Below are 14,007 nucleotides of genomic sequence, written 5' to 3' on the forward strand. Positions count from 1 at the left end.
GATCGTTTGGGTGCGGGGGCCATCAAATTGACTACGAAAGGACAGCGACAATGATTACACGACGCGTGTTCAACCCAATTGCCATCGCAACACCTGTGACCGGAGCTCTCGCAGCCATGTCCAGTGCCGCGGCGTCGTCCGGTGACACAGATCAATCGTCACTTGGCTCTTATGATGCTCAGACGGTGTCCTTTGACAGTTCTGGGGAAACCCTTGTTGGAAAGCTGCTATTGCCTGCTTCGGAAGGACCTCACCCGGCAGTCGTGATCATCGGGCCTGTTGCATTTGTCAAGGAACAGTCACCGGTGCAATACGCATCCCGCCTGGCATCGCGCGGGCTGGCCGTTCTGATATTCGATCCGCGCTTTCACGGGGAAAGCTCAGGCACACCCCGACGCTACGAGTCTGGTGAAGCCAAGGTTGAGGACTGCCAAGCCGCCCTCGGTTTTCTCGTAAACCAGGAAGGCATCGATGCAAACCGGCTTCATCTTCTCGGGATCTGTCAGGGCGTCAACTGGGCGATTGAAACAGCAGTGACAGATGATCGCGTGGCCTCTCTCGGGATTGTCGCGGGCCACTATCTGACCGCGGAGACCGCAAGAATGTACCTCGGCAGCGATGCCGTAGTTCAAGCGCGCATGAAACGCGCGACCAAAGCCGCCACTGATTTCGCAAAAACAGGGGAGGCAAGCTACATTCCAATCGTCGGTTCTGAGGATGCCCTTCTGACAGCGACAGCCATTGCAGACTGGTACCTGCCCTGGGACAACAGGGCCCCTTGGCTGGCTTTCAAAGGGGGTTGGGAAAACCGCATCACTGCGATGAGCGAAGCGGGCATTTGGGGCTGGCGGATCGACGAAACAGCCCCTCAACTGAGTCTGCCAGTATTGATGATCCATGGCGACAGAGCTGCAAGCGGCCCCGACATTCCGCGCCGCATTTTTGAAGATATCGGGTCAGAGCAGAAGACATCGCATTGGATCGACGGCGCCAATCAGCTTCAATTTTACGAAGACCCGCTGATCATTGACGCCGCCGTCAACGCGCTTGTTCCGCATTTTCTGGCCTTCGGGTGAAGCCTTTGATGCAGACCGCTTGGTTCGTTGCGGCTGCCCCGGAGCAATCATTGCCGGAAAAACGGGCGGCAACATCAATGCGTAATCACACAGGAGAATTATTGAGATGAAAGTTCTTTCGTTATTGGTCGCTTGCACCGCGGCCTTCCCTGCTGTCGCCGAACAGGAGCTGCCGCCCTTTACCGAAGCGGTTTTGCCGATGGGAAACGATGTCTATGCCGTATCGATTGGACCGGGAGGGCCAGATGAAGAGTTCGGCTCGGACGCCACTAATGGCGGGCTTTATAAGCTCACTCCTGACGGCGCGACCGAAGAAATCAAACTCTCGGATGGGCAAGGCCTGCGTAACCCGACAGGAATGGTGCGCTCTGGCAACCAGATTGTCATTGTGGATGGCAATGAGATCATCTCTACCGCGCTGGATGGCACGGTAAACTGGCGGCAGGCTCTCGATGACGATGAAGTCTTTCTCTACGATATCGAAGCCCTCGACGACGACACCCTTCTCGTGAGTGATTTTGGGCGCGGCGCATTCCTATCAGTCGCAACCCAAACCGGACAAAATCAACCTTACCTCGGCGATTTGCGCATCAATGGGCTCGCCCGCTTTGCGATTACAGAGACAGGGATTTACGCGGTATCCTGGGGCAGCGACGACGCCTGGGACAGTGCATTATATTGGGTTCCGCATACAGACAACGGGGATACCGCTGTGATTGTTTCAAACGGTTTCGGTAACTTGGAATCCGTTGGAATCGTTAGCGACACAGTTGTTGTCGGAGGATATCGGGGTCACGAAGAGTATCCGAATTCGAAGCTTTTGCGCGTTGCAACTGATGGGACCATTCATCCGCTGAGCGCCGGGGCTCATTCGCGTGGGATTTCCGATATTCACTTCGATGGGTCGTCAATATGGCTGACTTATTTCTATGACGCATCCTATGCAGAATTGCCGTCTCAGGCGGTACAAAAACTCGACTAATAGACGGTTTCCATGGCACCAGACTTCCACCTTTAGCATATACACTGGGAGCTAACTGGCGGCCCAAAGCCGACCTACACGGCTTGGTCAAGATGCTACGGCGCGGCCCTTCGAACCGGACATTCGTTGCGAACGCGAAACTTGAGGCCAATCGAATTCACAGTTTGCGGGACTTTGCTGCCATTTAACCGCAACCCAACAAGGACAGAAGACGGCCAAATGCGGCCGTCGATGGATCATATTCGTAAAACGTCACGTGAGTGAAATGCCAAATTTTTGCCCCAGTTCCAAACTACCCGTTTCGAATGAAAAAGCTGATTTTGATTTGTTTGCTTGCCGTTGTCCTGACGGCCTGTGACAGTCAAACACCCCGAGAAAGAATGTTTGATGAATTGAAGGCGCAGCGCAACGTCGTCACGCCTTTTCCAAAACCGGGCTTCACATATGCCAGCTTCGACACTGGCCACGGCTATCAGGTCGAGTATCTCAGCCCCAACGGACGTGCTTATCTCTGGTATCCAGGTAATCGGAAATCAGTAATTGGTGAGTGGAAGGCCCTATTGGATGAAATCTGTTATCGCTACGGATCGAACACCTTCAATCCACAAACTCTACAGCGAGGCGGTTCTTGGAACTGCGAGTATGCCGGGGTTCTGGAGTATCGCGTCACCGCTTACCAAAGGGGCGATGTTTTTAACTTGAAGTCTGGAAGTCTCCCCTACATCAGGGAACGTTGCGACCTGCCCAAAGGATTGGCGCAAATAAAAGAAGTGAGTTGTAAATGAGAATTGTCCTATCTGCGTTGGCGCTTGTTCTTCTGAGCCACTCAGCCGCCACCGCATGTACCAACATGAAGCGTCTACCTGTCTTTAACTACAAAAAGCATGCAACCGGCGAGCCGAATTTTTCAGGACCGAGTTCGAAAAACGGGCGTTTTATCGTTGTTCGCCATAGCAGCGGTATTTCCAAAGTTAAGATATACGCAAAACGCGGGGCAAAGGGCTTGTATACGCGCAACGGAACAGGTGAACCTCTTCCTGTGACTGTGGCCGTTACAGACAACTTATGCACGCAAGGCAGTAAGAACCTCTTTACCAAAAAGTTTCATGCCCGCTTGAAAGATACCTATACTACGCAGTTTTATGCACCTTTCTCGGCGGCGCAGAATAAGTCTCAAGCAATTTCACTGGCCCAAACCGTACTTCGGGCAACCTATTGCCCCAAGGGTGAAATCAAGCTGAACCACAAATTTCAATATGTGGACAAACAAGGCAAAAAACCTGTTGTCAAAACCGCTCCCGCAGCGGCCCCATGGGATAGTCCGCCGTTCGATTCACAGTGGACAATTCAACTGACGTGCTCGGAATGGCGCAAGCTTCAATAGGTCCCAGCCAAGTGTCTGGACCAAACCGCATGCGGTCACTTCGGCTTGTTCCATCGATGAATGCTCGTGTGGGGGATGATTTGCTGCGGCAACGTCTATTGTGATGATGGTGCACTGTAGGGCCGTCAAACAACTGCGCAAATCCGCCATTCAAGCCCTACGCAGCATCAGGTACTTTGGGGCTCGCTGTCAGGTTTCGCCACGCCATGCCCGAACGGCCGGTTCCGGTCTGGGTCAGAAATGCTTGACGTTTGGGCCAACAATGAATGACGCCGCGCGCTGTTAAGATTCAGGAAATCTCGCATCGAGAGACAGCTATCAGTGACGTTCCACACTGATACTGATGAACGTCACACGAACCTGACCCAACCGTCACAATGCGACCAGGACAGGGTGAACGATCAACATCAGATGGCGCACTAAGCCGAACAATCCTTTTGCAATGAAATTGGCGACGAGCTGCAGATCGACACTGAAGATCACCTTCGCTGCAACACGCGTGGAGGGACAAGACGCGGACGAAAGGTGAATTCGCTGCAACCAAACGAATGCCAGCTTCAACATTCCAAGCCTATGCATCCCCCGATGCGGACTCTAAGTTCTAGAAGTCAGCAGTTTGAAGCTCGCAAAGCAAAAAAACAGACCCAATCCAGTTTCGACCCATCGCCGCGCTTTCGCGAAACCAGCCACCATGGGCTTGGTCGAGAATGCGACAGCATAAGCCATATGACCAGCAAAAGAGATGATACCGGTTCCGAACACGATCACGCCACCAATCCACCATGGCGCTTCGGGTGACAGTCCCAATGAAATCGTCGCAGTCCAGGTCAGCGCGGCCTTTGGGTTGGTCATTTGGATCAGGAGACCACGACGGAAATAGGCACTGGAACCTCCATTGAGGGACAGAGCATTAGCATCGATATTGCGGTCAGACATTGCCGAGCGGAACGCTTTGAAAGCGAGCCAAAGGAGGTATACAGCGCCGGCAATTTTGATGACAGTCATCAGTGAGGCGTAAGCGACCAATACGCTCGTCAGTCCGCCCCAAGCGAGCAATCCCCAAATCAACGATCCTGTTGCAATACCGAGCGCCAACGATTTACCCGCATCGCGATTGACACTCATTGAGGTGCCCATGATCGACAGAATATTAGGACCGGGACTGAACATACCCATTATGAAAACACCGTAAGCGACAAGGATACCCGGCAGGGCGATTGCGAGAGCTTCCAAAGGTTCTTTCCATTCAATTTTTAATGCGATCACTATCCGCGACCGTCGACACCGGATCAACCTCTTTCCCGCGCTTTGCTGCCTGTGTCGACATTCGTGCACCGCGCAGCATCAGTTAAAGTGGGCTAAATATTACCGTTCTCTGCGGTTTACATGGTTGGCGGGTCGCAGCCCGAACGGACCTTCAAATTCCAACTTTGCAGTTCTCGTGTTGCGGATAAGTTTGGCATCATTCTGCCAAGATCTCAGCGTCGCTCGCCACTGTAATCTGACATTGGCTCCGCAACTACAATAGCTTAACACAAACTTTGCGCCTAAGACTGTTACCAAGCTCTGTTTCAGTTCATTCTGCCGGAAATAGTTTGCGTTGGCAGTTCTCCAAAGAATGCTCTGTAGTCTCGCGCGAACTGTCCCATGTGCCAAAAACCATAGGCGTTTGCGATGTCCGATATACTCTCCTCGGGCGAGCAGGATACCAGTTCATGGCGTACTGCACCGAGACGGGCTCTTAGATAAAACTGTTTGGGACTTAACCCGTATGTTTCCTGAAAGGCGCGCCGCAACGTGCATGCGGAAACCTGAGTGTCGGCACATACTTCGCCAATTGAAACGTTGTCCATCAGATGGGCACGCATGAATTCAACGGCCTTTTGCGCCAAGCGGGTTCTGTTCTTGCTGTTGCCCCTATCACTCCAATTCTCGTCGTTCACTAACATTTCCAGAAGCTCTAGGATCAGATCGCTCTCTTCACCTTCAGAGCTGGGGCCTGTCTCGGACCCTATGAGAAAACGCGCTTTGTTTTTGATCTGAGAATGAAGTCTGCCGGCGTCACCCACGAGAGAACGCGAAGCGTTTTTACGAACGGTGCTGATATCAAGGCCGCAATCGTCGGCGATCCGTTCAGCCCTTCGTATGTCGATGCCAAAGGTCAGGCCTGTGAGCGTTGAATTGCTCACGCCTTCAAAAGGGTCTCCGCTACCAAAATTCATCAGAGCGGTGTCTGAGGGGTAGCCGTTTAGCCAAGTCCGTACACTCCCCTTGTCTGGTAAGCCAAACGCCAGAATGTCGGGACGAGATACTCCTGTTTGGTACACGGCTTTGTCAAACGACAAATCTATCATCTGGAGGCCAGCCCCGGCCCAAACGGATACCCTCGAATTCATGCTTCCTTTTTCAAGTTGGCGTAGTTCGACATCCCACTGGGAAAGCTCACGGAATTGCGAAGGATCCTGCAATAAAAGTGTATTTGGAGCGCAGGTTTTTCCCTCATCTGATCGTTTTTTGATGTGGTCCATTCCGCCGCTCACGTAATTGTCATGCAATGTTATCTCGCAAACGTAGGCTTAGGCAATTGCAAGGCAAGGTAGTCAAATCGGGGGAAAAGAGGTTTGGACGTCCATCTTTGCCTGATGACATAGCGCGCACTGAGCGTGTCGTAACCCTCCTCACCAAAAGCGAAAAAGATCTGTTGCGCTCTCAGGCTGAGGACAGCGAACTCTCCCTCTCGACCTACTGCCACCACCTGATCCTTGAAGGTCTGAAAACACATAAATCATGAAACAGGGGTATCTCATGAAGTCAAAACTGTTCCTTTCCACGCTGGTCTTTGCCGGGTCCGCTTTCACGGCGGCAGCTCAGGACAGCAACATCGTGCATGATGCGGAATACTATGTGCTAAAGCAACAAAACGAGGCCGTTTGGGTCGAGAACGACGCACAGGTTGATCAACTGCTGGCCGATTTTCGTGAGAAGAACGGAGGGAACCCTCCAAACATCTTTTACATCCTGATTGACGATATGGGTTTTGGCGACATGGGTATGCCCGAGATGAACGCCATACGCGGGTATTCGACTCCCAATATCAACGCGCTGGCAGAAGAAAGCATGCGGTTCGCGCGCATGTACACCGAGCCGTCCTGCACCCCGTCGCGCGTGGCCTTCATGACGGGTCGCCAGCCATATCGCAATGGGATGGGCGATACCGCCGTCGATATTTCGGGTTTTGGCCTTGCCGATGAAGAAGTCACAATTGCCGAAGTTCTGAAATCCGCAGGCTACAACACCTCGCATGTTGGCAAATGGCACATGGGCGACATTCAGGAATCTTGGCCTACTTATCAGGGCTTTGACTACGCGGCGTTCCCCATCCATCAGCAGGGCCAGTTGGCCATCTTCAACGAAGATGCAGCCAAGGAAGAAATCACCATGGCCATTGGGGAAGACAACTACAACTCCAAATACACGTTGGATGATTGGTTTCGCCCTGATCCGGGACACATGATTACCGGCCTTGAAGCTGTTATTGGTGGGGACGTCCGCGAAGTCCATATGGAACCGGGTGAGAAATGGACCCAGGACAAATACAATGAAATGAACATCCGCTATCAGGCGCAGGCGATGGAGCAGCTACGCCTGCTTGCAGAGCGGGATGAACCTTTCTTCCTGCAATACTGGCCACTTGTACCTTTGTCGACAACGCGCACTACGAAAGAGGCGTTCACGACACCCAACGGCGGTACATTCGTGGAAAGCATGGAAGAGCTGGATGAGTGGATCGGTGTCATTCTTGAGGAAGTCGACACACTTGGGCTTAGAGACAATACTCTGATCGTTTTGATGGGCGATAACGGTCACTTCACCAAATATGCTCCCGGCAGTGGGTTTTCACCTTTGGTCTTCCGCGGCGGCAAGGCCGATACCTCTGAGGGAGGTGTTCGGGTGGACGCGTTTGCCCGCCTGCCCGGCCTGATCGAGGGAGACTCGATTGTATCGGACATCATTCACATCTCTGACCTATTCACTTCAATCGCCCGTATCGGTGGAGCCATGGATGCCATCCCGCGCGACCGGATCATTGACGGAGTCGATCAGACGTCCCTGATGTTCATTGGCGATACGCATGGGCGCCGAGATCATGTGCTGATCTACTCGATCAACTCGCTGAAAGAGGTGGTGAAGGAACACATCAAGCTCAAGGTTCCGGCCAAAGGTGAAAACGCCATCGTGGCCAAGTTCTACAACCTGTTCCGAGATCCTCGCGAAGAACAGAGCGTATCGACAGAGATCGGCGCGTGGGCAGGTCATGAGTTCAACCGGATCATTGCCCGCCACCTGAAATTCAAGGAAATGTACCCCGATCAACCGGCCGCAACGGGACGCCCCTACGAAGGTATCGTGAACCTTCGCCCTGAAACCGTTGCAGCGGTGGATGCCTTTGTCGCCAAGCGGGACATTCAGCCCGAATAATAGGCGGCTCCCGCACAAATCGCGCAAACCCCGCGTTGCAAAACGATTCACTCAACGCGGGGTTTGACAACCACATCAAAGATCATGGGAACAGTATGAAACTCCAAGCGCTTGCCCTGTTATTGGCAACTGGCATTGTCGCGGCCCCTTCATTGGCAGATGAAAACGCCTCGAACCCTTTGGCCGCCGCAAACAACACGGACATCCGCTACCAGTATTTCGATCTGGGCAATGGTGCTGATCGGCAAGATGTCTTTATCGACGGCGCATACATGCTGCGGCCTGATCTGAAACTGAAATATGAGTTGCACTACAACTCAACGAATGTGACCGGAACGCGGTTCACTGACTTCGAGAAAGCAAGCCTAAAAGCGATCTATTTTCCCTCTCAGAGACCGCTCAACGACACATGGGCCATCAAGTCGGCCATTGGTCTGGAGTGGATACTGGACCTTGGCGACCCGGAAAAAGGGATCGGCACCGGGTCTGACCAGATCGCACCTTTCGGCGGCTTCGCCTTTGCAAATACAAAATCAGGGCTGACGCTGATCCCCTTGCTCCAGCATTTTGCTTCGTATAATGGCCCGACCGACATCAGCCAGACCGCGATGCGGTTGATTGCGCTGCAACCGTTTGGCGATGGGTATTGGGCCAAGGCTGATATCAAGGCACCATATGACTGGGAAAACGATGCTTGGCCAGCGACCGCTGAACTCCAGATTGGCAAGAACCTCAGTCCGGGCATAGCGATTTATGCCGACTTTCTCATCGGAATAGGGCCCGACCGCCCTTACGACAAAGGCGCAGGCCTGGGTCTGCGGTTCAACTACTAATGCACCCTCAATCAACTTCGGTGGAGATCGTCTATGCCAAAGCCCGAAACCCTGTTTAGCCTTTTGTTTTCTGCGTCCCTCTTGACCTTTCCCGGGACCGTTTTGGCACAATCCCTGCCTTCCCCTGGACAGGATGAAGCAAATTGGCGTCACGCCGCATCATTCTATCTGTTTACTCCACTTCGCACTCGGGGAACCTCAACGGTCGCTGGGCAATCCGCTGAGTTGGATTTGAGCCTGGGAGATGTTCTCGACGTTCTGGATTTTGCAGCAGCAGGCCGATACGAGGCGTGGAAAGGTGATTTCGGTATCATCGTTGATGCGAATTATGTCGGCATCGAACAGGATGCCAGCCTACCGGGGTCACTGAACGCAGATGTAAATGTTGACGTCCGACAAAAATGGTTTGGCATCCTCGCTGCGTATCGCGTTGCGGACGGGACTTACGGGGGAAAAAAACAAAGATACGCAGTCGATATCCAAGGCGGTGCGCGCTTCAACTCGATCCGACAGGAAATCTCAATTACAACTCCTGGTCCCATGACGCTTCCAGTTTTGGGGGGCGATGAAGGTTGGATAGAACCTGTGGTGGGCGCAAGGGGCATGTGGCGCTTGAATGAAAAATGGACCTCTATCGCGTCTATTGATTTGGGCGGGTTCGGCGCCGGAGGAAACGATTTGCAGATTGGGGCCAACGTGGGCTTCGACTACCAACCCTGGGAAAAGGTCGCTCTGACGTTCGGTTACCGCTATTTCAGTATTGATTATAGCGACACACTCAGTTCAGGCGAATTCGCATACGACGTCACGCAGCAGGGACCGTATTTCGGGCTGAAGTATTTCTTTTAGATTGTATGCCCGATTGTAGATCGGCGAGACTCGATGCCTTTTTCCTAAACCCATGCTGCCTTTCACGCTAATTGCCACATCGGTAACTCTGGGCTCAATATTGCTGTCCAGCGCACTTTGAATGATTTGCGGAACGCAGCTCAAAGCCGCATGTGCTGCTATTGGACGGAATACCGCTTTGAGCATTTTGCTACACTTTGCAAAGCCCGCTTTCTGCGCATTGCTGTAATTGGGGCATCTCGCAGCATCGGTCAAATTGGGCTCAAAGCAGTCATCTTGTGGATTTAGTTGGTCTATATCGCTCCAACGACGGCACAGTTGGACGAAGCCCCAACGTCTCGTAACACGTCCCCATCGTTTCGTCTGGCACACTAGTCAAAAAGTCCAAATACCCCGCGCTTGGTATGCGTGGGGTATAAACAAAACAGCGCGGCGCGCAGGTGAGGCCGGGGCGTGGGGTGCGACATTCCGACACGGCAGATGCTTGGCGGGGTCTCTCAGTGGATGCCGAGCAATGCGAAATCCTATAAGGGGGCAGATACGGGGGCTGAGAGTATCGGGGTTCACTAATTCATTGTTTTTATGAGAAAAGTGGCGGAGACGAAGGGATTCGAACCCTCGAGACGATTCCTCGCCTACTCCCTTAGCAGGGGAGCGCCTTCGACCACTCGGCCACGTCTCCGCTGGCCGGTATATCCTTGGCTGTGATCCAGTTACAAGGCGATTTTCTGTCATCATTGAAAATTTCTGCATTTAGGAAAATGTCGATGCGCGGCGCGCCCGAACAAAACCAACTCTGTGAATGCTGTGTCCAATGCGTTCATTTTATCCGGAAACAACAGCCCGCATACAACAACTCCAGCGCTCGGACTTGCCAATCGGGCGGTTTACGCGCATATTTGTGCAGTTTTAAAAGACAAATAGACTAAAAAAGTTTATTATCTGAGGCAAGATATCGGGCGCGGGGTCGTTTTGGCTCCAACAGGAACCTTTGGGGGAAGGGGACTTGGTTTTGGCCTGGTTAAAAGTGTGTCTGGTTATTGTAACATTGATGGCGGTGCCCAATGCGGCGTTTGCAGTCATAGGTAAAGTGCTTCGCGTCTCACAGGGTGCAGAAGTTACGCGCGCGGGAAAGACCGTGCCTTTGCGGGAAGGAATGGAGGTCGCATCCGGGGATGCGATTGCAACCAACCGGACCGGTCTGGTTCAGCTTCTTTTTGTTGATGAAACAAAGATTGCTGTTGGGCCGAACGCGCAAATGGTTCTGGATGTGTCCATGTTGCGCGGCGGGCGCAAGGCCAAGAACTTCACCGTTCGGGCGTTGGGTGGCAGTTTCCGGTTTATCTCGGGCAAAAGTCGCAAGCGCGCCTACGCGATCAAGACCCCGTCGGCCACAATGGCCGTCCGGGGCACAACTTTTGATATGTGGATCACGTCGGGCGACCAAAGCGCAATGCTTGTGATCGAGGGAGCAGTGCGTATGTGTGGGTCCGGCGGATCCTGCCGATCAGCCAGCCGCCAATGCAGCATGTTTGCCACAAGCGCGGGTGGCGCGGTTGGCCGACCTGCGGATCGGGTACAATATGACAAAGCTTTGAAAGGCGGGTTTCCTTTCATTCAATCTCAGCAGGGGTTGCTGCCTGCTTTCCAGGCGGATTCTGACGGGTGTCGCGACGGGGCTGTTCGAAGAGTTCGGCAACGCGTTGAAACCGACCCACCAGAGCGAAACCGCCCCGCTCCGGCCCCTGTTCGGAGGGCTGGTCAGGTCAAGGCGGTTGCAAAGGCGGCTAAACCAAAAGAACCCGAGCGTGAGGAACGCCGAGAGCCAGAGCGTGAGGAACGGCGAGAGCCCGAGCGTGAAGAGCGGCGTGAACCCGAGCGCGAAGATCGTACCGAGGCCCGGTCCGAAGCAAGCCCAGAGCGCGAAGCCGGTGCACAAGCGACCGCAGGCGAGGTCAGCGCCTCAGCCGGATCGGAAGGGGATGACAAAGAGACGGGCGCCAGAGCAACCGCAACCGCAGGTAATGTGACAGCCGTTTCGCGGTGACCGGTTGGACAGAACGCCTCGCGCAAGCGCCAAGGAGGATCACGTGGCGCGCAGAACGATAGACAGAAAGGCGCGGATGCTGGCCTTCCGTCTGGTGGGCATCATTCTGATCATGTTCGGCTGTTTCATTCGCGTTGCGGACCCCTACCCGGTGCAGATTTCCCGGCTGATCTATTTCGACGCTCTGCAACGGATTTCGCCACGTGTCTATGATCCCGATCTTCCTGTGCGCGTCGTGGACATAGACGAGCAATCCCTGACAGCCTGGGGTCAATGGCCCTGGCCGCGCACCCAGTTGGCGCAGATGGTTGACAGATTGGCAGATTACGGGGCCGCCGCGATCGCCTTCGACATGCTGTTTGTCGAGCCGGATCGGTATTCTCCGTCCAGATTGCTGCAGGATCCGGCGCTGTCGGGTGTTCTGAGCGTGGACTCCGACGCGACAGAGTTGGACAATGATGTGAAATTCGCGGCGGCCCTTGCGGGTTATCCGGTTATTCTGGGTGTTGCCGCTCGGATTTCCGATGGCGGGGCGGTCGTGGCCCCCAAGTCCGGGCTGATCGAAATCGGCGAAAACCCCGCAGCCGGACTGACCGACGTGCCCCATTGGACTCCGCTGGCCCCGCCTTTGGGCGATTACGCATCCGGTGTGGGCGGGGTGAACGTGTCTCCGATCGGCGGTCTGGGCGTGGTTCGTCGGGTTCCGGTTCTGTGGGCCGGTCCGGGCGGCGTCATGCCTGGGCTGGGCGTTGAGGCGCTGCGGGTCGCACTGGATGAGCCGGTCTACTTCGCCGAAGGTGCACAGGACGAGGCCGGTATCATGCTGGGTGTCGGGCTTGCGGATTACTGGATGCCAACCACCGAACATGGCGAAATCTGGGTGCGGTACCGCAAGGATCATCCCGATCTGTATCTTTCTGCGGACGATGTCATGCAAGACCACGAGAACCCGCAATTGCGCGAACAGATCGAGGGGCGGATCATCCTTGTCGGAACTTCCGCAGCGGGGCTGTTTGATATGCGCGAAACCGCGCTGGGCGAATCCGTGCCGGGTGTTTCTATCCACGCGCAGATCATTGAGCAGATTCTGCTGGGCGAAATGCTCAGTCGCTCGGATGTAACATCGGCGCTGGAATTGGTGGCCTTTGTCATCCTTGGGGTTGTTGTAACGGTGGTGATGTCCAGCTTTGGTGCCGTGGCCTCGTTTGTGGCGGGTGGTGTCGCGGCCGCTGTCGTGATGGGCATCAGTTGGATGGCGTTCCAGAATCAGTTGGTCCTGTTTGACGCTACATTTCCGCTGATTGGCGGGATGGCCAATTTCGGATTGCTGGCCGCATATCAGTTCGCGTCGACCGAGCGTGAGAAGCGTGTGATCCGCCAGACCTTCTCGCATTATGTCGCGCCGGAAATACTGGATGAGATGGAGGCCAACGGTCACCAATTGCAACTGGGCGGCGAGACGCAAGAGATCACCGTGATGTTCTCGGATATTCGCGGTTTCACGCCACTTTCCGAAACGGTCTCGGCCACTGGTCTGGTCGCGTTGTTAAATGAACTGTTCTCGGAAATCGGGGATCGCATTCTGCTAGAGCGCGGAACGATCGACAAATTCATCGGTGATGCCGTCATGGCGTTCTGGAACGCGCCGCTTCCGGTTCCCGATCATCCCTGCAAAGCCGCGCTTGCGGCGCTGAACATGCGCCAGGCCCTTACAGTGTTCAATGACTCTCCGACCATGCAGGGACGCCCGCCAATAGCGCTGGCGACCGGTTGTGCGACAGGCACCGCGTGTGTCGGCAATATCGGTTCGCGCCGCCGGTTCAACTATACGGTTATCGGGGATGTCGTAAACGTGGCAGCGCGGATCGAGCAGACCTGCCGCCACGTAGAGTACGACATTCTTGTCTCACACTCAGTGCAAGCGGCGACCGGTTCGGACCTGGCGGTGCTGGAGGCCGGGTTTATAGATCTCAAGGGGAAAAGCGAGCCAGAGCCGGTATATCTTCTGGTCGGTAATCGCGACGTGGCCCTGAGTGACGCGTTCAAATCTCTGGAAAGGGCGCATGAGACACTGATAACCGCGATCAGAAACCGCGAGACTCAGGATGAAATACTTAGATACTGCAGTGATTGCATCCACTTGTCGGCAGAGGTCGAGCGGGGACTGGTTGATTTCTATCGGGCGATTCCCGGGCGCGTGGCAGATTTTCGCGCCGATGTATCCGCGACGCAGGTGGTGTTTAGCCATCACAATGGCCCCAACAGAGCCACCGGTTAGATTGGAATTTGCTGGGCAAATAAAATGGGCCGCTGTTGGTAATTCAACAGCGGCCCGTCTGATGGAACAAAGAGGTCGG

11 protein-coding genes and 1 tRNA gene are annotated in these 14,007 nt (G+C 54.4%); 9 read left to right on the top strand and 3 right to left on the bottom strand.

The annotated features are described in order from the left end of the window. Positions 1-50: 50 nt before the first annotated feature. The 4 genes from ACR0K4_RS09135 to ACR0K4_RS09150 all read left to right on the top strand — a co-directional run bounded on the left by ACR0K4_RS09135 (position 51) and on the right by ACR0K4_RS09150 (position 3,442). Positions 51-1,076 carry an alpha/beta hydrolase gene (locus tag ACR0K4_RS09135; protein ID WP_480853714.1) on the top strand — a complete coding sequence of 342 codons (1,026 nt, stop codon included), beginning with the start codon at positions 51-53 and terminating at the stop codon, positions 1,074-1,076. A 106-nt stretch (positions 1,077-1,182) separates the two neighbouring features. Then, on the top strand, positions 1,183-2,058 hold the full coding sequence (locus ACR0K4_RS09140; RefSeq protein ID WP_480853715.1) for a hypothetical protein: 876 nt from the start codon (positions 1,183-1,185) through the stop codon (positions 2,056-2,058). 305 nt (positions 2,059-2,363) lie between these two features. Further along, complete coding sequence (locus ACR0K4_RS09145) at positions 2,364-2,843, top strand: hypothetical protein (RefSeq protein ID WP_480853716.1); 480 nt, start codon at positions 2,364-2,366, stop codon at positions 2,841-2,843. Beyond that, positions 2,840-3,442: a hypothetical protein gene (locus ACR0K4_RS09150; protein WP_480853717.1), complete on the top strand. Its 603-nt coding sequence runs from the start codon at positions 2,840-2,842 to the stop codon at positions 3,440-3,442. Before ACR0K4_RS09145 ends, ACR0K4_RS09150 begins: the two co-directional genes overlap by 4 nt. A 594-nt stretch (positions 3,443-4,036) precedes the next feature. On the opposite strand, the gene ACR0K4_RS09155 is transcribed toward ACR0K4_RS09150, so the two are convergent. Beyond that, the gene (locus ACR0K4_RS09155; RefSeq protein WP_480853718.1) at positions 4,037-4,708 is read right to left on the bottom strand and encodes a LysE family translocator; all 672 of its coding nucleotides are present in this window, start codon (positions 4,706-4,708) and stop codon (positions 4,037-4,039) included. Between the two features lie 305 nt (positions 4,709-5,013). Beyond that, positions 5,014-5,970: a helix-turn-helix domain-containing protein gene (locus ACR0K4_RS09160; RefSeq protein WP_480853719.1), complete on the bottom strand. Its 957-nt coding sequence runs from the start codon at positions 5,968-5,970 to the stop codon at positions 5,014-5,016. A 277-nt stretch (positions 5,971-6,247) separates the two neighbouring features. Here ACR0K4_RS09160 and ACR0K4_RS09165 point away from each other — a divergent pair, with 277 nt between their 5' ends. The 3 genes from ACR0K4_RS09165 to ACR0K4_RS09175 all read left to right on the top strand — a co-directional run bounded on the left by ACR0K4_RS09165 (position 6,248) and on the right by ACR0K4_RS09175 (position 9,603). After that, positions 6,248-7,921 carry a sulfatase-like hydrolase/transferase gene (locus ACR0K4_RS09165; protein ID WP_480853720.1) on the top strand — a complete coding sequence of 558 codons (1,674 nt, stop codon included), beginning with the start codon at positions 6,248-6,250 and terminating at the stop codon, positions 7,919-7,921. A gap of 95 nt (positions 7,922-8,016) precedes the next feature. Further along, positions 8,017-8,754, top strand: a complete 738-nt coding sequence (locus ACR0K4_RS09170; protein ID WP_480853721.1) for a hypothetical protein — start codon at positions 8,017-8,019, stop codon at positions 8,752-8,754. A gap of 33 nt (positions 8,755-8,787) precedes the next feature. Next, positions 8,788-9,603, top strand: a complete 816-nt coding sequence (locus ACR0K4_RS09175; protein WP_480853722.1) for a hypothetical protein — start codon at positions 8,788-8,790, stop codon at positions 9,601-9,603. A gap of 592 nt (positions 9,604-10,195) precedes the next feature. On the opposite strand, the gene ACR0K4_RS09180 is transcribed toward ACR0K4_RS09175, so the two are convergent. Then, a tRNA-Ser gene (locus ACR0K4_RS09180) sits at positions 10,196-10,285 on the bottom strand. 330 nt (positions 10,286-10,615) lie between these two features. On the opposite strand from ACR0K4_RS09180, the gene ACR0K4_RS09185 reads away from it, so the two are divergent. Together ACR0K4_RS09185 and ACR0K4_RS09190 are read left to right on the top strand one after the other, a co-directional pair. Beyond that, positions 10,616-11,650, top strand: coding sequence for a FecR family protein (locus tag ACR0K4_RS09185; RefSeq protein ID WP_480518084.1), 1,035 nt, complete (start codon positions 10,616-10,618; stop codon positions 11,648-11,650). A 43-nt stretch (positions 11,651-11,693) separates the two neighbouring features. After that, on the top strand, positions 11,694-13,928 hold the full coding sequence (locus tag ACR0K4_RS09190; protein ID WP_480853723.1) for a CHASE2 domain-containing protein: 2,235 nt from the start codon (positions 11,694-11,696) through the stop codon (positions 13,926-13,928). Positions 13,929-14,007: the final 79 nt, after the last annotated feature.

The organism is Ruegeria sp. K11 (assembly GCF_056531905.1).